This window comes from Sphingomonas mucosissima, assembly GCF_002197665.1.
Taxonomy (GTDB): domain Bacteria; phylum Pseudomonadota; class Alphaproteobacteria; order Sphingomonadales; family Sphingomonadaceae; genus Sphingomonas; species Sphingomonas mucosissima.
This window is the reverse complement of record NZ_NBBJ01000006.1, coordinates 94,403-112,238: the sequence shown is the minus strand read 5'-3', so window position 1 is coordinate 112,238 and position 17,836 is coordinate 94,403. Positions and strand designations below refer to the sequence as shown.

At 61.8% G+C, this 17,836-nt stretch carries 13 protein-coding genes; 2 read left to right on the top strand and 11 right to left on the bottom strand.

What is annotated here, in order from left to right:
• Nucleotides 1–20: 20 nt before the first annotated feature.
• From SPMU_RS15185 to SPMU_RS15155, 7 genes are all read right to left on the bottom strand, one after another.
• Complete coding sequence (locus SPMU_RS15185) at nt 21–1,172, bottom strand: DUF1501 domain-containing protein (RefSeq protein ID WP_088334965.1); 1,152 nt, start codon at nt 1,170–1,172, stop codon at nt 21–23.
• Nucleotides 1,173–1,175: 3 nt separating this feature from the next.
• Nucleotides 1,176–2,615 (bottom strand): DUF1800 domain-containing protein, encoded by a 1,440-nt coding sequence (locus SPMU_RS15180; RefSeq protein WP_088334963.1) that lies wholly within the window; start codon nt 2,613–2,615, stop codon nt 1,176–1,178.
• 88 nt (nt 2,616–2,703) lie between these two features.
• The gene (locus SPMU_RS15175) at nt 2,704–3,480 is read right to left on the bottom strand and encodes a metallophosphoesterase family protein (RefSeq protein ID WP_088335157.1); all 777 of its coding nucleotides are present in this window, start codon (nt 3,478–3,480) and stop codon (nt 2,704–2,706) included.
• A gap of 62 nt (nt 3,481–3,542) precedes the next feature.
• Nucleotides 3,543–3,797 (bottom strand): hypothetical protein, encoded by a 255-nt coding sequence (locus SPMU_RS15170; protein ID WP_088334961.1) that lies wholly within the window; start codon nt 3,795–3,797, stop codon nt 3,543–3,545.
• A gap of 69 nt (nt 3,798–3,866) precedes the next feature.
• A complete protein-coding gene (locus SPMU_RS15165) occupies nt 3,867–5,357 on the bottom strand; it encodes an efflux transporter outer membrane subunit (RefSeq protein WP_140418488.1) in 1,491 nt (496 codons plus the stop codon).
• Between the two features lie 5 nt (nt 5,358–5,362).
• Entirely contained in the window at nt 5,363–8,572 is a 3,210-nt protein-coding gene (locus SPMU_RS15160; protein WP_088334958.1) for an efflux RND transporter permease subunit, read from the bottom strand.
• A 6-nt stretch (nt 8,573–8,578) separates the two neighbouring features.
• Nucleotides 8,579–9,781, bottom strand: a complete 1,203-nt coding sequence (locus SPMU_RS15155; protein WP_088334955.1) for an efflux RND transporter periplasmic adaptor subunit — start codon at nt 9,779–9,781, stop codon at nt 8,579–8,581.
• 154 nt (nt 9,782–9,935) lie between these two features.
• Between SPMU_RS15155 and SPMU_RS15150 the strand changes: the two genes are divergently transcribed.
• Nucleotides 9,936–10,493, top strand: a complete 558-nt coding sequence (locus tag SPMU_RS15150) for a TetR/AcrR family transcriptional regulator (RefSeq protein ID WP_088334953.1) — start codon at nt 9,936–9,938, stop codon at nt 10,491–10,493.
• A 21-nt stretch (nt 10,494–10,514) separates the two neighbouring features.
• Here the strand turns inward: SPMU_RS15150 and SPMU_RS15145 are convergent, their stop codons facing one another.
• From SPMU_RS15145 to otsB, 4 genes are read right to left on the bottom strand one after another with little or no spacing between them, the layout of a single operon-like run.
• On the bottom strand, nt 10,515–12,560 hold the full coding sequence (locus tag SPMU_RS15145; protein WP_088334951.1) for a TonB-dependent receptor: 2,046 nt from the start codon (nt 12,558–12,560) through the stop codon (nt 10,515–10,517).
• A gap of 58 nt (nt 12,561–12,618) precedes the next feature.
• Nucleotides 12,619–14,001, bottom strand: a complete 1,383-nt coding sequence (locus SPMU_RS15140) for an alpha,alpha-trehalose-phosphate synthase (UDP-forming) (protein ID WP_088335153.1) — start codon at nt 13,999–14,001, stop codon at nt 12,619–12,621.
• Nucleotides 13,998–15,794, bottom strand: a complete 1,797-nt coding sequence (locus tag SPMU_RS15135) for a glycoside hydrolase family 15 protein (RefSeq protein WP_088334949.1) — start codon at nt 15,792–15,794, stop codon at nt 13,998–14,000. Before SPMU_RS15135 ends, SPMU_RS15140 begins: the two co-directional genes overlap by 4 nt.
• Entirely contained in the window at nt 15,791–16,534 is a 744-nt protein-coding gene (gene otsB / locus SPMU_RS15130; protein ID WP_088334947.1) for a trehalose-phosphatase, read from the bottom strand. The genes SPMU_RS15135 and otsB overlap by 4 nt, the downstream gene beginning before the upstream one ends.
• 110 nt (nt 16,535–16,644) lie before the next feature.
• Here otsB and SPMU_RS15125 point away from each other — a divergent pair, with 110 nt between their 5' ends.
• Entirely contained in the window at nt 16,645–17,823 is a 1,179-nt protein-coding gene (locus tag SPMU_RS15125; RefSeq protein ID WP_088334945.1) for a vWA domain-containing protein, read from the top strand.
• The last annotated feature ends 13 nt before the right edge of the window (nt 17,824–17,836 follow it).

Here is a 17,836-nt window from a genome sequence, read left to right as displayed (position 1 = left end):
CGTTTGCGCCAACCGCCCGTTCAGGCGACCAGGCCGGATGTCGGCGCACGTCCGCTGAGTGCCGGAAATAGCGCCGTACCAACGCGATCCGGGTCGAGGCCGAAATGGGCCGATAGTGCTCCGGTAATGACATCATCGAGTCGGGCGGTAGGCCGAAGGTCGCGCCCCTCGTATAGCTGGGCGGCCGCGATTCCTGGCCAGTCCGCGATGACACGGCCACCTCGCACACGACCGCCAAACAGCATCGCCGCCGCGCCTGTCCCGTGGTCGGTACCCCCGGTACCGTTCACCGTCACCGTTCGGCCAAACTCAGTGGCCACAAGCACCAACGTCTCCTGCCAGGCCGCGCCTAGCCCGAGCTGAAGAGCGGCAAGCATGGAGTCAAGGTTCTTCAGCCCACCGGCGAGCCGCGCGCGCTGGCCGCTGTGAGTGTCCCACCCGCCGGTCTCGATCATCGCGATCCGTGCGCCGTCGGCCGGCAGGAGCAACTGCGCAGCCAACCGCCCGGTGGCAGCAGACTCGCGCCCGGCGTGCTCCGACTGATCCCCCACCAGACCCCGCACGCTCAACGCCTCGCTCCAAAGCGCATAAAGCTGCGCATCACCTTGATAAAGCATGGTAACCCGCTGCAGCAGGTCGTCGGAGGCATCCGGCAGAACCGAGGGCGCGTAGCTCGCCACTTCGTTTCCCCCCCTCAGTGCCGCCGGCATGGTTGCAGAAACGGCAATTGCCCGCGCGCCGTCTCGCGGCAACAGGTCCAGCAAGCGGTTCATCCAACCATCGCGCACCTGATAGGCGCTGGCACCGCCCGTCTCGAGGACGTTCTGACCGTCGAAATGCGATCGGTCACGGTAGGGCGATGCGACCGCGTGAATGAACAAAGCCTGCCGCTGCCGGTATAGCTGGGCCGCTTTCGACAACCCCTGATGCAGGGTGAACATGCCGTCTAGCTTCGCGCCGGCTGAAGCGTCTTCGGCGAAGCTCTGACGGACCGCAGCGTGGGCCGGGTCTCCGACCGGCATCACCGTACCGATGCCGTCTGCCGCGCCGCGCTGAATGATGAACACGAAACGCTTCTGCGTCGCCGCGCGGGCAAACGCCATTCGGGGCATCGCGCCAGCAGTCAGCGTTGCCAGCGTGCCGCGGACCAGAAACGATCGACGATCCAGCATGGCTTACCTCCGCATCATTTCAGGCGCGACAAGCAGGAGCGCCAGGGCCTGACCGGGGCTTTCCGCCCTATCTAGGGCATCCAAGGTGGCGGCACCTACGGCATCCGGAAAGAGCGTCGATGCCAACGCTCGCGCGTCAGTGGCACCAGCGCGCTGAGCCAGTCGCTCTGCCGCCTCTACGCGGCGCATCAGCGCGTCCGGTCCCGCCCAAGTCGCAGCGATATCATTAAAGCCGCTCGGCTGCCCCGGCCTCCAGACCCGTTGGCCAAGCTGTTCCTGCAGACCCACAGCGGAGCCGCCGTCGGGGAGCCTAGAGCCCAAGGCTCGCAACGCAGCCAGCGACCATTCCCACGGGCTGCGGAACTTGACGGGCTCCGTCACCCACGCTTCCGGCGACAAGATAATCGTCCTGTACAACGTGGGGAGGTCTCCCCCGGACCGCAGAAACGCGTTTTCCAGCCGAGCGACCATGGCCGGCGCCGGCGTATCACCCGCGAAATGTCTCGTGAGCTTGGTCGCGAGGTGGCGAGCAGTGGCGGGGCTATGCGCGAGATCATGCAACACGGCTTCGGCCTGCGCTTCGGCTTCCTGAGAATACGCCTTGCCGAGAATCGTTCGGGTGCCTAATTCGTGCAACTCCGGCAGGAATGCGGATCCGCCTGTGACCTCACGAGAACCGATGCGTCGCCCAATTCCTGGAACGGTCCACCCGGTCAGCGACCGCGCGAACTCCGTCACGTCTGCCTGGCTATAGCCGGTGCGCGCGCCCAGCGTATGCAGCTCCAGAATCTCACGCGCCAAGTTTTCGTTCAGTCCCTGCCGCCGGGCGGCAACACGTGGGCGCCGACCAAAGACGCTGCCCGGTCCAATCGACACCACTTGGTCGAGATAGAGGAGCATAGCGGGGTGGCACTCCGCCGCTTTCAGCATGTCGCTGAACTTGCCCATGACATGCGGGCGAATGGCCTCGAACTCAAAGGATCCCGCCAGGGGAGAGACGGAGATCTTGTCAGCCGAAACCGCAAAGTGATTGGACCAGAAATGGACCATCCGCTCCGCAAAGGGTGTCCTGCTAACGAGTGCGGCTGCCACTCTTGCATTTACTGCATCGACATAGTGGAGCCGCAATGCACTACGGGCTCGCCTGCGCAGCGCCACTGCTGCATCGTCCCCAACCGCAACTGATGACGGCTCGGCTTGCCCAGAGACATCGGGCCGAAACTTGCTTGTTCTGACTGCTCGACCCTGAGCTTGGTAGTCGGCAATGTCGTTGAGGATCGCCGCGCTACCCGCAGCCTGCCGTAGTGGCGGCGGCTGCGGATCATAGGCAATCAGTTGAGCGGAAAGCCAATCACGCGCCGCCCCGGGAGCGTTCGCTATCTCCGGCTCGTCCGGCCGCGCGCCCAGGCCAAAGCGGTTTAGCGCGATCGATCGCTCACTCACTCAAGCCTCCATCGGCAGAGGAACTGGCTTTGCGGGCCTAGCTTTAACCGTAGGTCGACAGCGAAGCGCACTGATCATCGCCAATTACTTAAGAGAGGCCGGCGCGAGAGGTCCTGCTGATTTGATGCTTCGGCTCAGGTGACAAGGTACGCGCCAGTGTTTCGAACCGGCCGCCGTCGATTCGGATCTCATTGAATGCGGGCGGAGACATGCGGAGCCTCTTGGACAGGGTGCCGGCCCCAATCATCCGGACGGTCCAATCCCCCACCTGCACCGGCTTATCAAACGGATCATGAACATGCCCGGAAAGTATGGCATGAACGCCTGCGTCGGCTAACGCCGCCAGCGCTTTCTCGCCGTTACGCGTCTTGGCAGTACCGCGCGTCCCGCCTTCGATGAGGGGATGATGCCCCGCCACAAAGATCAAATTGCCCTTCGGCACGGCTTCGGCGAGGTCCAACGCGTCGCGGAGTGCTCCGGAACTCACATGGCCTTTCGACCAGTTCCAACGCCATTGCGCCCGGGCGGTGGTTTTCAGCGGGATGATCGAGACACCGGGCAGATCCAGGGTCCTCTCTATCAGCCGCTCGGCCGCACCATAGCGCTTGTAGGGACTGAGCAGGCGCCGCAACGGATCCCAATAATAGGGTAGGTCGTGATTGCCGACCTCGATTGTCACCGGCACTCCTAGCGACAGGAGCCACTTACCACCGGCATCAAACTCGCGCGGCTTGGCACGCATCGTGAGGTCACCGGTCATGATGACGGCGTCCGGCGCCTCATCAGCAACGCAGCGGGCGAACCAATCCAGCGCCTTCGGGTCTTCCGCTCCGAAGTGCACATCACTGACGTGAAATAGCTTCATCGACATGCCAACGCGCTGCCCGCAAGAAGGTTCGCGGGCAAGCACCGCTTCACAAAGCTGCCTTAGATGCGCCGATGCTTTCCACCGTAATGCGAGCCGATATATCCACCGATCCGCGCCATCTCCGCCGCGGCGTTACGCGCCGCCTCGGCAGCACATGGGAAGGGATCTCGTTCGGCCTGGCTTGCCCGCATCGCTACCCGTTCACACAATGTCTCGATATCTGCGCGGGTCAGCACGTTCTTTTCCCGGAGCAAGCAAAGCAAGCTTTGCAAGATCACCAGTGTTTCGTCGCCCGCGCGCTCTTTCGGCACCATCGGCTCTCTCCTCGTCCTATCTACGGGAGAGTATCCATTTCGTTCCCACTTGCAAGACCTTGCACTCGATCAGTTGAGCCCGCCCCCGAACGAGCGGTATAGTTCAACAAGATTATTCCCACGAGAGAGACGGGTGGCAATCAATTGCTGCTGCGCAGCATAAGCCGTGCGTTGAGCGTCAAGCGAGACCAGGAAGGAATCGATCCCTGCCTGGTAGCGTGCTTCAGAAAGCCGAGCCGCAACGCTGGCGGCTTCTGCGCGCGCGGTCTGCGCAGCGATCTGCTCATCGATCGTCCCACGCTGCGCCAAGGCATCAGAAACTTCACGAAACGCGGTCTGTACTGCACGTTCATACGTTGCCACCGCCACTTGCTGGGACGCTTTAGCGTACTCAAGGTTCGCGGCATTGCGCCCGCCGTCAAACAGCGGAAGCCCAATCGACGGGGCAGCATTGTAAGTGAAACTGCCGCCTGCGAAGAGGCCAGACAGGGCTGTCGAGATGGTACCAATCGTCGCGGTCAAAGAGATCCGTGGGAAGAACGCAGCGCGGGCCGCACCGATGTTGGCATTTTGCGCGATCAGTTGGTGCTCCGCCTGCAAGACGTCAGGCCGGCGCAACAGAATGTCGGACGAAAGATTACCCGGAAGCGCATCGCGGGTAACCGGCGCGGCACTGAGCCCCTGCGGTAAGAAGTTCGCTGGCACTGTCGCTCCAACCAGAAGGTTCAGCGCATTCTGATCCTGGGCCACGCGCGTCTGCAGCGTCGCGATATCGTTGCGGGCGGCCTGATAGTTCGTCTCCGCCTGCCGCGCTTCGAGCTCTGAAGCGACACCGATGCGGAACTGCGCCCGCGTAAGGTTCAGCGATTGCTCAAACGTCTTCAATGTCGCGCGACTGATACGAAGCTGCTCTTGGTCCGACGCCATGGTCAACCATGCGTTGGCGATCTCGGCAATAAGGCTGATGCGCGTCGCCCGCTGTGCTTCTTCGGTGGCGAAATATTGCTCCAGCGCCGCTTGAGACAGGTTACGCACGCGACCGAACAGATCGAGTTCGAACGCCGAAAAGCCAGCGTTGACCGAGTAGATCTCAAGGTTCGATGATCCGCCGCGTGCGCCGAGATTTCCAGGGCCCGCGCCGGCCCCCGCGCCAACCCCAGCTCCGCCGCCTATTGCCCCGGCTCCCGCCGCGCCGCCCCCCGCACCAAAGATATTGTTAGTAAAGGTACCAGAGCCGGAAACGGTCGTGCTTGGTACACGATCGGCGCGTTGGATTCGATATTGCGCGCGCGCCTGCAGCACGTTGCCGGCAGCAATCCGGAGGTTCCGATTGTTGGACAGGCCAGAATCAATCACCTGCTGGAGCCGCGGATCGAGGAAGAAATCACGCCAGCCAATCTGGCTGATATCCGGCGCGTCGCTGGCCGCCCGGGGATAGGTTCCCTCCTGCGGCAAGGCAGAAGGAACTGCGCCGATCGGGCGATCATAGTTCGGCGCCAGGTTACAGCCCGACAAGGCGGTCGCCATAGCCATCGCGGCCAGAATGGAACGGCTGTTCATTTCGATCATGCTCCTCGCGGCGCGGCAGGGCCGGCGCGCTCGCCGCCGCTCGCGTCATCAGGATCGCGCAGCGGCTCGTAGTTATTCTCGGTTTCCTCGTCTTCCCGCTCCTTGTCGTGACCGAACAGACGCGAGACCAAGACGAAGAACATCGGCACGAGGAAGATCGCCAGCACCGTTGCCGACAACATGCCGCCGACGACCGAACGACCGATCGCGTTCTGCCCACCGGCACCTGCACCGGTCGACAGCGCCAGCGGCAACACGCCGAAGACGAAAGCGAGGCTGGTCATCAGAATAGGGCGCAGTCGCAAACGCGCCGCTTCTACCGCAGCATCGAACGGCCGCATGCCCTCCACGATGCGTTCCTGTGCGAACTCGACGATGAGGATCGCGTTCTTAGCCGCCACCCCGATCGTCGTAATCAAGCCGACCTGAAGGTAGATGTCGTTGTTCAGCCCGGTCACCGTAGCCGCAAGAAGCGCGCCGATGACTCCAAGCGGCACCACCAGCATCACCGCCATCGGAACGGACCAGCTCTCATAAAGCGCCGCCAAGCAGAGGAACACGATGAGCAAGGAAAGGGCGTAAAGCGCCGGCGCCTGTCCTCCAGACAGCCGTTCTTCATACGAAAGGCCGGTCCACTGGAGACCCGTTCCCGGCGGAAGCTTGGCGTGCATCTCTTCGATGGCTTCCATCGCGCCGCCGGTGCTGACCCCCGCCCCGGGAGACCCCTGAAGCTGCATCGCAGGCTGCCCGTTATAGCGGGTCAGCTGAACCGGCGCATTCGCCCAAGAGATGGTGGAGAAGGCGGTGAACGGCACCATTTGCCCATCGGCGCCGCGCGCGTAGAAGCTTGCGAGGTCCTCGGGCTTCAGCCGGTACGGAGCGTCCGCCTGAACATAGACCCTCTTCACACGACCTCTATCGATGAAGTCGTTGATGTATGCGCCACCCCAAGCAGTCGAGATCGTCGAGTTGATTGAGGCAATATCGAGACCGAGCGCGCGCGCTTTGTCCTGATCGATCTCGATCTTCAGCTGCGGAGCATCTTCAAGGCTCAGCGGCCGCACTTGTGCCACCCGCGGCTCCTGCATCGCCATGCCCAGCAGCATATTGCGCGCCTGCGTCAGCCGTTCATGACCGATGCCGCCCGTATCGATGAGCTGAACGTCGAAGCCAGTCGCATTGCCGAGTTCCTGCACGGCGGGAGGAACCAACGCAAAGATCATGCCGTCCCGATACTGCGAAAAGGCACCCATGGCCCGCCCGACGAGAGACTGAGCGCCGTTCTCGGCCCCTTCCCGCTCGTCCCAAGGCTTGAGGCTCACGAAGGCCAAGCCCGCATTCTGCCCCTGTCCCGCGAAGCTGAACCCGTTGATCGTGAAGACTGATTGGACGCCGGGTTCTTTCAGGAAGTGACTGCGGATCAGATCAAGGCCCTTTTCGGTCCGCGCAGTGGTCGCGCCGGCAGGCCCCTGCACCAGCGCCACGACCGTGCCCTGGTCTTCATCGGGAAGAAAAGCCGTCGGGAGACGCATGAACAGGAACGCCATGCCGGCCACGATCAATGCGTAGATCAGCATCGAGCGCTTCCAGCTTCGCGCTGTCCGCCTGACGCCCTTCTCGTAGCGGATGGTACCCTTTTCAAAGGTGACGTTGAACCAGCGGAAGAACCGGGCGAAGATGCCGGTACCTTCATGCTTCGTGGTGTCGTGCGGCTTCAGGATCGTGGCGCAGAGCGCCGGCGTGAGGATCAACGCAACCAGCACGGACAGAATCATCGCCGATACGATCGTGATCGAGAACTGGCGATAGATCACGCCTGTCGACCCGCCGAAGAACGCCATCGGCAAGAACACCGCCGAAAGCACCATACCGATGCCGACGAGTGCGCTCGAAATCTCGTCCATCGACTTGCGCGCCGCGTCCCTCGGGCTCAGACCCTCCTCGACGATGAGGCGCTCGACGTTCTCCACCACGACGATTGCGTCGTCCACCAGCAATCCGATCGCCAGCACCATGCCAAACAAGGTCAAGGTGTTGATCGAATAGCCAGCGACCGCCATCACCGCAAACGTGCCGAGCAGCACCACGGGTACGGCAATCGTGGGGATGATGGTGGCGCGCCAGTTCTGCAGGAACAGGAACATGACAAGGAATACGAGCACCACGGCTTCGACGAGCGTGTGGACAACCTGCTCAACAGAAAGACGCACGAAAGGCGTCGTATCAAACGGATAAACTACCTTCACATCCGAAGGAAGCCCCTTAGCAATAGACTCGACCTCGGCCTTGACTGCATCAACAGTCGAAAGTGCGTTTGCGCCGGCCGCCAAGCGTACGCCGAAGCCCGACGCCGGCTTGCCATTGAAGAGCGAATCGAAGCCGTAGTTCTCGGCGCCAAGCTCCACACGTGCCACGTCACGCAGACGGACCACGGCACCGTCTACGTTGGTCTTCAGGCGAATGGCACCGAACTGTGCAGGCGTTTGCAGACGCGACTGCACGGACACGGTGGCGTTGAGCATCTGCTCCGAAGGCGCCGGCTGCGAGCCGATCTGACCAGCAGAGACCTGCGCGTTCTGCGCACGTACCGCAGCGGAGACATCAGCAATCGTCAGCTGATAGTTGTTGAGCTTAAGCGGATCGATCCAGATGCGCATCGCATACTGCGAGCCGAACACCTGAAGCTCACCCACACCGGTGACCCGGCTGACCGGATCCTGAAGACGCGCCACGACCATATCAGCAAGGTCCGTGGCGCTGTGCGAGCCATCCGCCGAGTACAGGCCGACGATAACAAGGAAACTGGCGGCAGATTTTTGAACTTGGATACCTTGCTGCTGCACCTCTTGAGGGAGCAGTGGAGTGGCCGCCTGCAACTTGTTCTGGACCTGCACCTGAGCAATGTCCGGGTCAGTGCCCTGCTCGAACGTCAGCGTGATGGTAAGTACGCCGGCTGAAGAAGACGAGGAGGAGAAATAGCGTAGATTATCGATCCCGCGGAGCTGCTGCTCGATGATCTGGGTGGTTGTGCGTTCGAGCGTTTGCGCGTCCGCGCCGGGGTAAATTGCCGTGATCGACACCGTGGGCGGCGCGATCTGTGGGAATTGAGCGACGGGGAGCGAACGGATCGCGATCACGCCCGCCAGCATCATGACGATCGCGATCACCCATGCGAAGATGGGCCGATCGATAAAGAAGCGTGCCATGTATGTTTACTTTGCTTGTGCCGAAGCGCCCTGCGGCGACTGGCCTTGGCCACCAGGCTGGGCAGGCTTGGCATTGGGCTTCCACGGCTGAGGCGTGACGGGCATGCCCGGGCGAAGCATGCTCCCTCCCTCGATGATCACGCGATCGCCCGGCTTCAGCCCGGCCGTGACTAGCCAATTATCGCCGATCGTCCGCGGTGCCGTAAGCGCGCGCTGTTCCACCTTGTTGCCCTGCCCTACGACCAGAACAGTGGGCTGACCCTTCTCATCCCGCTGAATGGCACGCTGCGGCACAAGCAGCGCATCAGGCTCAGTGCCTTCGACCAACTCGGCGCGAACGTACATCCCAGGTAAAAGCAAACCACGCGGATTATCGAAGATAGCGCGGATCGTCTGTGTGCCGGTGGCGGGATCCACGGTGACGTCTGCGAATTGCAACGTTCCCTCTACCGGGTAGATCGAGCCATCTTCAAGCCGCAGTCGAACACGAGCCGCTCCGCCGCCACGAGACAGATCGCCCGACGCAATCTGCTGACGAAGCCTCAGCAGATCTGCACTGGACTGCGGCACGTCGACGTAAATCGGGTCAAGACGTTGAATGGTGGTCAGCGGCGTTGCTTGACCTGATGTGACGAGCGCACCCGTCGTCGCGGCCGCGCGGCCGATGCGCCCGGAAATCGGCGCTCGGACGGTAGTACGCTCCAGGTCAATCTGCGCAGTTTGAAGCGCCGCCTGCTGCGCAGCAACATCGGCCTGTGCCTGCTGCGCCGAGGTGATCGAATTCTCATACTCCTGGCGAGAAATGGCGTTGATCTTCACCAGCTCACCATATCGCCGCTGAAGCGCGGCGCTCGAGGCGATCGCGGCACGTGCGCGGGCCAGTGATGCACGTGCGCTGGCGACCGCAGCACGATACGGCTGTTGGTCGATGCGATAGAGCGCCTGGCCGCGGCGCACCTGATCACCTTCACGGAACAGCCGCTCTAGAATCAGACCATTAACCTGCGGGCGCACTTCAGACGTTTCATAGGGGGTCGTCCGCCCCGGCAGCGTGGTCGTGAGCGTCACCGCCTGAGGCTGTACGCTTATGAACCCCACCGGCGGCGGCCCCGCCTGCTGCTGGCCCTGCTGCGTCTGATCACTATGGCCCCCGCATGCAGAAACAGAAGCCAGCAGGAGCGCAGAAAGCGCGACCCTCTTGAATGACATATGGTTCTCTGTGATAAGTGAGTGATCGTTCACTCACGTTTGCTGCTACTGCGAACGGGAGAGAGCGTCAAGTACAGGGAGAAGGATCATAGAGAGGTGCAGCGCTGCTCCAGTTGATGGCCGCGTCGGCCGGGCAAACGCACGGCGTGAAAACTTGATCCAGGCAGCGCGACAGGCGTTTGCTGCACACGGTTTTCACGGCACCGGCATTGCTCAGATCGCACAAGCCTCGGGCATCGCCGTCGGGCAGATTTATCGTGATTTCGCCAACAAGGAGGCGATTGTCGCGGCGATCGTGGAGCGCGACCTCGAAGAGTACCTTTCCGAGAGCGGATTATGCGCTGCGGGTGCGTCTGGCGATCCCAACGCGATACGGCGGTGGATTCGCGACTTTGTGGCGTGCGAGGAGCGACCCGAAGGCGGACGGCTGATTGCAGAGATCATGGCGGAAGCGTCGCGAAACGAGCGTATCGCCGAAATCACTCGCAACCTTCAGCAGCGATTGCGCCGTGAGCTTACCGCTGCTTTGCATCTGTTGGTACCAGTCTCTGGCGATCCGCAGCGGATGGATCGTGTGGCTGAGATGATCCAAACCATATCATCCGGCGTCTTTCACCGCCGTATCATCGATCCCGACGAGCCCTGCCCGGCGGTTATTGATACGCTAATGAGCTGTATCGACGCCGCCATCGATCAGCTTCGCGGTGAATAACGGAGCTGCGGCGACAACACATCAGCGCCGCACGCGTAGGCCAATCCAGAGAGTGCGCGGCGTCGCCCGTTCGATGACGTCAGCGCCGCTGATGCCTGCTTCTACGCGCTCGTCGAGAACATTTTCGCCTCGCGCTTCGATGGCGATACCGCGCGTGAGCGGGACGGCGAGATAAGCGTCCAACGTCGTCGCGGGAGCAAGTGACCGGATGTTTTGATCGTCCTCAAATTGCCGGGCGACGTGCCGCACAGTAGCAGAAGCGGCCCAATCCGCCTGTTGCCAGCCCAATGTTCCGGAGAGCTGGTCGACGGGCGTTTGCGCGGGTCGAAGACGATCAAGCGCTTCCGCGGCCCCAGACGCCTTCACTCGAGGATCCACGTGGCTCCACGAAGCAATTGCCATGATCGGACCGGAGTGCCAGCGGGCGTCCAGTTCCAAACCCCGGGACTCGATTTCGTCTAGGTTCTGCCTGATCCGGTAGCTACCGCTGACAAAGCCGACACCTGGAAAGGTACCCGGCCCCGCGCCGGCCGTGACGTTCGAAATCGCCCCCTGCAGTCGACTCCAGAAAACGGTCGCGTTAAGCGAGATAGTCGCAGCCGGCGCAATCGTCACGCCTCCGTCTACTCCGGTTAGCCGCTCTGGCGCCAGAAACGCGTTTGCCGCCGTTGCATCGGCCCCGACCCGGAATGGCCGGTATAGTTCGTTCAACGTTGGCAGGCGCCATCCCCAGTAGCCGCTCGCCCGAACGGTCAGCGCTTCTGCAGGATTGAACGCTGCTCCAACTCGGCCCGTCCACTCCGTGCCGTGACGATCAGCGAAGTTCGCGTCAGTGAGCGGCGCGCCCGTTGCGATCGTATATTCGCTCAGCCGGCCGCCGGCGACCCGCCAGCGATCTACGCGCCCGCCCAGCGTCCACGTCCAAGGGCCCGCCTCCACTGTCCCGTCGAAGAACAAGCCTGCCGTGCGACTGCTTCCTCCCGCGATCCGGCGCCGGGAGGGTAGACCGGCCACATAGGTGTAGTTCTCCTGTGTGCGACCTTCCAGATCTCGCAGATCTGCCCCGATCCGCGCATCACGTCCCGCACCGACTGGTGGCACAATCTCAAGCCGAACTCCGACGCCCGTGGCGGGCGTATTGTATTGATCAAGGCTCTGAGTAGCGCGGCTGCGATCAGCCGTGAGACTTGCAAACTGCGACGCGAACGTACGCGCTTGCAGATAAGCAAGCGCAGAAAAGCCCCACGCGCCGCGGCCGACGAGCCGAATACTCGCGTCGGCGCCTTCGCTACGGTTCGAAGTGAAGGCCGTTCCGCGATCGCGCTTGTCAGAGAAAGCGCTAACGTTCGCGTGAAGCTCGGTATCGGATGACACCTTCAATACGCCTCTTAACGCAGCTGACACTTGCTCGTAACCCGCCGGGCGATCTGCGGCTCCGCGTGAATTCGCTACAATCGGCACGAACCCGTCACCAGATGCATAAGCTGCGGACAACGTGGCGAATCCGGGGCCGGCGACTAGCGCGCCTGACGCTTGAGCATCAATGGCGTTCCGGCTCCCGTAAGCGGCGGTGCCAACAAAGCCAGGCTGCCCATGCGGGTCCGCGCTCTCCAACTCTACCGTGCCGGCTAGCGCGCCCGGACCGAAATAGCCGCTACCACCACCGCGCGTCACTCGAATGCGACCGAGCCGATCCGAGGCATAAGCGGGAAACGGCACCCAGCCACCAAATGGATCGGCTTGAGGAACCCCGTCTAGCACTAGCATGGCACGGCTGGACGCATTGCCGCCGATGCCACGAAGTGAGATGCCTTGGCTGGTCGGGTTGGCGGAACGAGAATCCGATCGGCGGAATTGCTGGAGGCCCGCCACGTCTGCCAAAATGCTTTCCAGTCGATCACTGGCGTTTGCCGCGATGCGTGCGGCATCGATCGTCACGACACTAGCGGCACGATCGCCTGGTCGGTCATCAAGGCCTCGGCCAGTGACGATGATTTCAGGAACGGTCTGCCCAAAGGCAGGGGTGGCGGCGAGCAAGGCTCCGAACGCGCCGAGTCGAAAGATCATGCGCTGTCTTGCCTATTACTCAATGCTTCGCGCAACCGATACTGCGTTCCGGCACGATCTATGCGGGCGCCACTTCAACCGCCGCCAGCGCGTCCGTGAAACGGCGTCTCCACCAAATCACGTCTTCGCAGCAGACGTCGTCATACATTTTACGCCAACGAGCGATCCGCTCGTCCCGCGGCATGGCCAGCGCTTGCTCGATCGCATCCGCCATTTCGTCAGGACTATAAGGGTTGATCAGCAATGCTTCGGCCAGCTGTTCCGCCGCGCCCGCGAATCGTGACAGCACCAAGACGCCGGGATCGTCTGGGTCCTGCGCCGCAACGAATTCCTTCGCGACGAGATTCATGCCGTCTCGCAACGGCGTCACGAGCGCGACACGGGCGGCGCGGTAGACGCCGGCAAGCACGTCGCGTGGTAGACCTCGATTGACGTAACGAAGGGGAACCCAATCGATCTCGGCGAAGGCGCCGTTGATTCGCCCCGACAGAGCGTCAAGCGTCCCCCGAATCTCCTGGTAACTTTGCACCGTCGCGCGCGAGGGCGGCGCAATTTGCAGGAGCGATACATTGGTCAGTTGATCAGGCCGCGTCTCAAGGAAGCGCTGATAGCCGTTGAAGCGCTCTTCGATGCCCTTTGAGTAATCGAGCCGGTCCACACCGACGATCAGGTTCCGCCCATGCACGCTCTCGATCATGCGATTGAGCGTCGCGACGGCTTTTTCGCCGTTTGCGGCAGCGATGAACTCTCGGGCGTCAATGCCGATCGGGCATGCAATCGCCTTTATGGTGCGTCCTCCGACGGTGACCTCGTCGTTCGGGCCGATTGTCCCGGCCATCTCGCGTTCCACGTAATCGTGGAACGTCTCGAGCCACTCCCGGGTTTGAAAGCCGACGACGTCGTAGGCAAACAGCGCCTCCACCAGGCGCCGGTGCTCCGGCAAGGCAATCAGCAGTCGCGTGGGCGGCCAAGGAATGTGGAGGAAGAAACCTAAGCGATTTCTGATTCCCTTCTGCCGCAGCATCCAGCCGAGCGGCACCATATGATAGTCGTGGACCCAGACCAGGTCTTCCGGTTCGATATGAGGACTGATGACTTCGCTGAAGAGGCGGTTGACCCGTTCGTAGCCGCCCTGAAAGTCTCGTTCGAACTCGGTCAGTCCAAGCCGGTAATGAAAAAGCGGCCAGAGCGTGCGATTTGCGTAACCGTCGTAATATTCCTCCACGTCCTGCTCAGGCAGATCGATTGTCGCCGAGGTGACGCCGTCATAGGTTTCGAAGCGAAGTTCGCCGGTTTCGCCCGTTTCACCGGACCAGCCAAACCATATCCCGTCCGCCTCTCGCAAGGCGGCCGTAAGAGCCACGGCGAGCCCCCCTTGGGCGCTTGGCTGTTGCGCCGTAGGCGCTGAGACCCTGTTCGATATCACGATCAGACGGCTCATCGTATGGCGCTCCACGGTTTGCTGAGCAGCACCGCGCAATTGATCACGCCCACCAGCGAATAGGTCTGAGGATAGTTGCCCCACAACTCGCCGGTCACGGGATCGATGTCTTCGGACAGCAGGCCAGCTGGGGTGCAGCGCGACAGCATCTCTTCAAATAACTCGCGCGCATCCGCATCACGGCCGGTGAAATGAAGAGCCTCGATCAGCCAAAAGGTGCACACATTGAACGCTGTATGCGGGAGACCGAAATCGTCCTCCGTCGCGTAGCGGAGCATGTGCGATCCGCGCCGCAACCCTCCTTCAACGGCGTCAAGCGTGGACCGAAAACGCGGATCGTCAGGCGCCAGGAAGCGCAAGTCGAGAAGTTGCAGAAGGCTGGCGTCCAGATCGTCGCCACCGAACGTTGCTGACATCCGCTGCGTTTCCGGGCGCCAAGCGGCTCCTTCGATCCTGGCCCGCATCTGGTCGGCGCGCTCACGCCAGAAGATGGCCCGTTCGAACAACCCGAGCGCCTGCGCAGCGTTCGCAAGCCGATCGCATGCAGCCCAGCACATCGCCGCGGAATATGTGTGGACATGACTCTTGGTCCGCAGTTCCCACAAGCCGGCGTCCGGCTTGTCGAACTTCTCCCAAGCGCGCTCTCCCACAGGCTCCAATGCTTCGAAATCATCTCTTCCCGCGACGCGTAACAGTCGATGATCGAAGAAAGCCTGCGCATTGGAAAGCACGATCTGCCCATAGGCATCGTGCTGGATCTGCTCATAAGCCTGATTGCCGACACGAACCGGCCCCATACCGCGATAGCCGTTGAGTGCTGGCGCCTCACGCTCAGTGAGGATCGCCTCCCCGCCTACCCCATAAAGCGGCTGGATATGGCCCTCCTTGGCGTTATCCACGATGTTGCGCAGATATTCGAGATAGCTTTCGAGAACGTCCAGAGCGCCGAGACGGTTAAGCGCCTGGACGGTGTAATAGGCGTCTCGCACCCAGCAATAGCGATAATCCCAGTTGCGCTGTGATCCGGCATGCTCGGGTATGGAGGTCGTCAGCGCCGCAACGATCGCCCCGGTTTCTTCATGCTGGCACAGCTTCAAGGTGATGGCGGAACGAATGACCGCTTCCTGCCACTCATGCGGCGTCGCCAAACTACGTGCCCAGTGCTGCCACTCCTCCACCGTCCTATCGAGCATATTCTCGAGCGACGCGGCGATATCGTCCGCAAAGCTCTCGTCAGGTCCAAAGAAGAAGTAGAGCGGGCGTTCGACACGAAACATGCGCTCGTCCTCGACCCAGCCCACGGGCGCCGTAGTGGACAGGCGCATGACGCCGTCGTCCAGCAGATAGCGGATGTGGTTTGAGCCGCGCGTGGTCTGTGCTTGCTTCTCGCCCCAATTGGTCGCGGGTCGAAGCCGAACACGCACGCGAGGGTTGCCCGCCACAGGACGCACAATGCGAACGAATGCTACCGGACGGTACTTGCGGCCGTTCCGTGCAAAGCGCGGACAGAAGTCGATCACTTCTATCGCGCTACCATTTTCGTCCTCGTGGCGAGTCACGAGCACGGGGGTGTTGCGCATGTAATATTGATCGGTCTTGCGCTGCCGATCGATGTCGATTTCCCAGAAACCGAACGCGTCCTCTCCGGCGGGCGGCTTGTCGTCAAGCAGCGAGCAGAACGCTGGATCTCCGTCCACGCGCGGCAAGCAACCCCAGACGAAGCGACCGGCGCGATCCACGAGCGCAGAAACCTGGCAGTTGCCGATTGGCCAAAGATCCATTGTCGCTGTCATGCCACTGCCCTTAACCATGTCCTTACCGCAGCCACGTCATCCAACCGGTAAGAGGCTGCGGTTTCTCTAATCGGCCCGACGAGGACTCCGACGCCGTTCAAACCTGCGACCGCCGCGAAGCCGGCTTCATCCGTCACGTCGTCGCCAACGAAGACCGGGATGCTACCCGCGAACGGCGGCTGCGCGAGCAGGGCGGATATGCCACTTCCCTTGTCATGACCCCCGGCCCGAAGCTCGACCATCATCTTGCCGGATTGAAGGACTAGACCGTCCGTTCCCGCATATCGTTCCGCTAGGCGGCGCGCTGCGGCGGCGTGATCCGGCGCCATACGGTAATGAACGGCAACGCCCAGGGACTTCACCTCGATCACCACCCCCTGCTCACCTCCGAATGCGGCGGCAAACGCCTGCTCCGCCTCGTCGAGAGCGGCCGGGCGAGCGGGCGTGATCCGCTCACCGGATAGCTGCAGCTCAGCCCCGTGGCTCCCCACAACCGCGATCCCCGTCGCTGATTTTCCAAGAAACCCCTCAATCTGAGCCACCGACCGTCCACTCACTAAGGCAAGACGGCCATCAAAGGTTCCAAGCAGGTGCTCCAACAGTGCGAGGAGTGCATGGTCCACCTCCACGGCATCGGGCCGGTCCACAAGGTCGACCAGCGTTCCATCGAAATCTAGCAGGAGACAGTGACCGGCCGCGGCCAGGGGCGGCGGCGGAGGGAGCGTGAGTGACGTGACCATATGCCCGGCTCTAGCGCCGGATCCTCCGCCAGTCAGCGTCTCGCGCGCTGGCGCCACGCCGCCAAGTCTGCCATCAGCGTGCGAAACACAGATGATGGGGCGGATGATCGATGTTCCTCAACTTCCTTGATGAGCTGCGCGTCGCAGGCATTCCCGCAAGCATGAAGGAGCATCTGCTCCTCCTTGAAGCGCTTCAGAAGGACGTCATCGATCGTACGCCCGAGGATTTTTATTATCTCTCGCGATCGGTGTACGTCAAAGATGAGGGCTTGCTCGATAAGTTTGACCAGGTGTTCGCCAAGGTATTCAAGGGTATCGAAACCAGCTTCGCCCAAGAAGGGGCGGAAATTCCTGAAGATTGGCTGAAGGCGGTAGCTGACAAGTTCCTTACGCCAGAGGAAATGGAAGCAATCAAATCCCTCGGCTCCTGGGATGAGATCATGGAGACGCTTAAGAAGCGCCTCGAAGAACAGCAAAAGCGGCATCAGGGCGGCAACAAGTGGATCGGCACAGGCGGCACGTCACCCTTTGGCAATGCCGGCTATAACCCTGAAGGCGTCCGGATCGGCGGCGAATCCAAGCAGAAGCGCGCGTTGAAGGTGTGGGATCAGCGCGAGTTCAAGAACCTCGACAGCACGCGGGAGCTTGGCACCCGCAATATCAAGATCGCGCTGCGGCGGCTTCGGAAGTTCGCCCGCGAAGGCGCCGCGGACGAGTTGGACATCGACGCCACTATCGACGGCACGGCGCGGCAGGGCTGGCTGGACGTCCACATGCGGCCGGAACGTCGCAATGCGGTCAAGCTGCTGCTGTTCCTTGACGTGGGCGGTTCCATGGATCCGTTCGTCAAACTCTGCGAGGAGCTTTTCTCAGCAGCGACGAGCGAGTTCAAGAACCTGGAGTTCTTCTACTTTCACAACTGCCCCTACGAAGGCGTCTGGAAAGACAACAAGCGCCGCTTTGCCGAGCGCACCCCCACCTGGGAGGTGCTTCACAAGTTTCCGCACGACTATAAGCTGGTATTTGTCGGCGATGCGTCGATGAGCCCTTATGAGATCACGCATCCTGGCGGCTCGGTTGAGCATTTCAACGAGGAGTCCGGCGCGGTTTGGATGCACCGTTTGACCACGACCTATCCGGCGGCGGTGTGGCTCAACCCGGTTGCCCAGGCACAATGGGGCTATTCGCAGTCGGTGAAAGTCATTCGTGAGTTAATGAACGACCGAATGTACCCGCTCACCTTAACGGGATTGGACGATGCAATGCGCGAATTGACGCGCAAGAGATGATGGAGTGGAACCA

Excerpts from the sequence above, each read along its gene's own strand:
- SPMU_RS15155 (WP_088334955.1), bottom strand. The coding sequence starts at position 9,781 with ATGTCATTCAAGAGGGTCGCGCTTTCTGCGCTCCTGCTGGCTTCTGTT.
- SPMU_RS15160 (WP_088334958.1), bottom strand. The coding sequence starts at position 8,572 with ATGGCACGCTTCTTTATCGATCGGCCCATCTTCGCATGGGTGATCGCG.
- SPMU_RS15145 (WP_088334951.1), bottom strand. The coding sequence starts at position 12,560 with ATGATCTTTCGACTCGGCGCGTTCGGAGCCTTGCTCGCCGCCACCCCT.
- otsB (WP_088334947.1), bottom strand. The coding sequence starts at position 16,534 with ATGGTCACGTCACTCACGCTCCCTCCGCCGCCGCCCCTGGCCGCGGCC.
- SPMU_RS15135 (WP_088334949.1), bottom strand. The coding sequence starts at position 15,794 with ATGACAGCGACAATGGATCTTTGGCCAATCGGCAACTGCCAGGTTTCT.
- SPMU_RS15165 (WP_140418488.1), bottom strand. The coding sequence starts at position 5,357 with ATGAACAGCCGTTCCATTCTGGCCGCGATGGCTATGGCGACCGCCTTG.
- SPMU_RS15125 (WP_088334945.1), top strand. The coding sequence starts at position 16,645 with ATGTTCCTCAACTTCCTTGATGAGCTGCGCGTCGCAGGCATTCCCGCA.
- SPMU_RS15185 (WP_088334965.1), bottom strand. The coding sequence starts at position 1,172 with ATGCTGGATCGTCGATCGTTTCTGGTCCGCGGCACGCTGGCAACGCTG.
- SPMU_RS15170 (WP_088334961.1), bottom strand. The coding sequence starts at position 3,797 with ATGGTGCCGAAAGAGCGCGCGGGCGACGAAACACTGGTGATCTTGCAA.
- SPMU_RS15175 (WP_088335157.1), bottom strand. The coding sequence starts at position 3,480 with ATGAAGCTATTTCACGTCAGTGATGTGCACTTCGGAGCGGAAGACCCG.
- SPMU_RS15140 (WP_088335153.1), bottom strand. The coding sequence starts at position 14,001 with ATGAGCCGTCTGATCGTGATATCGAACAGGGTCTCAGCGCCTACGGCG.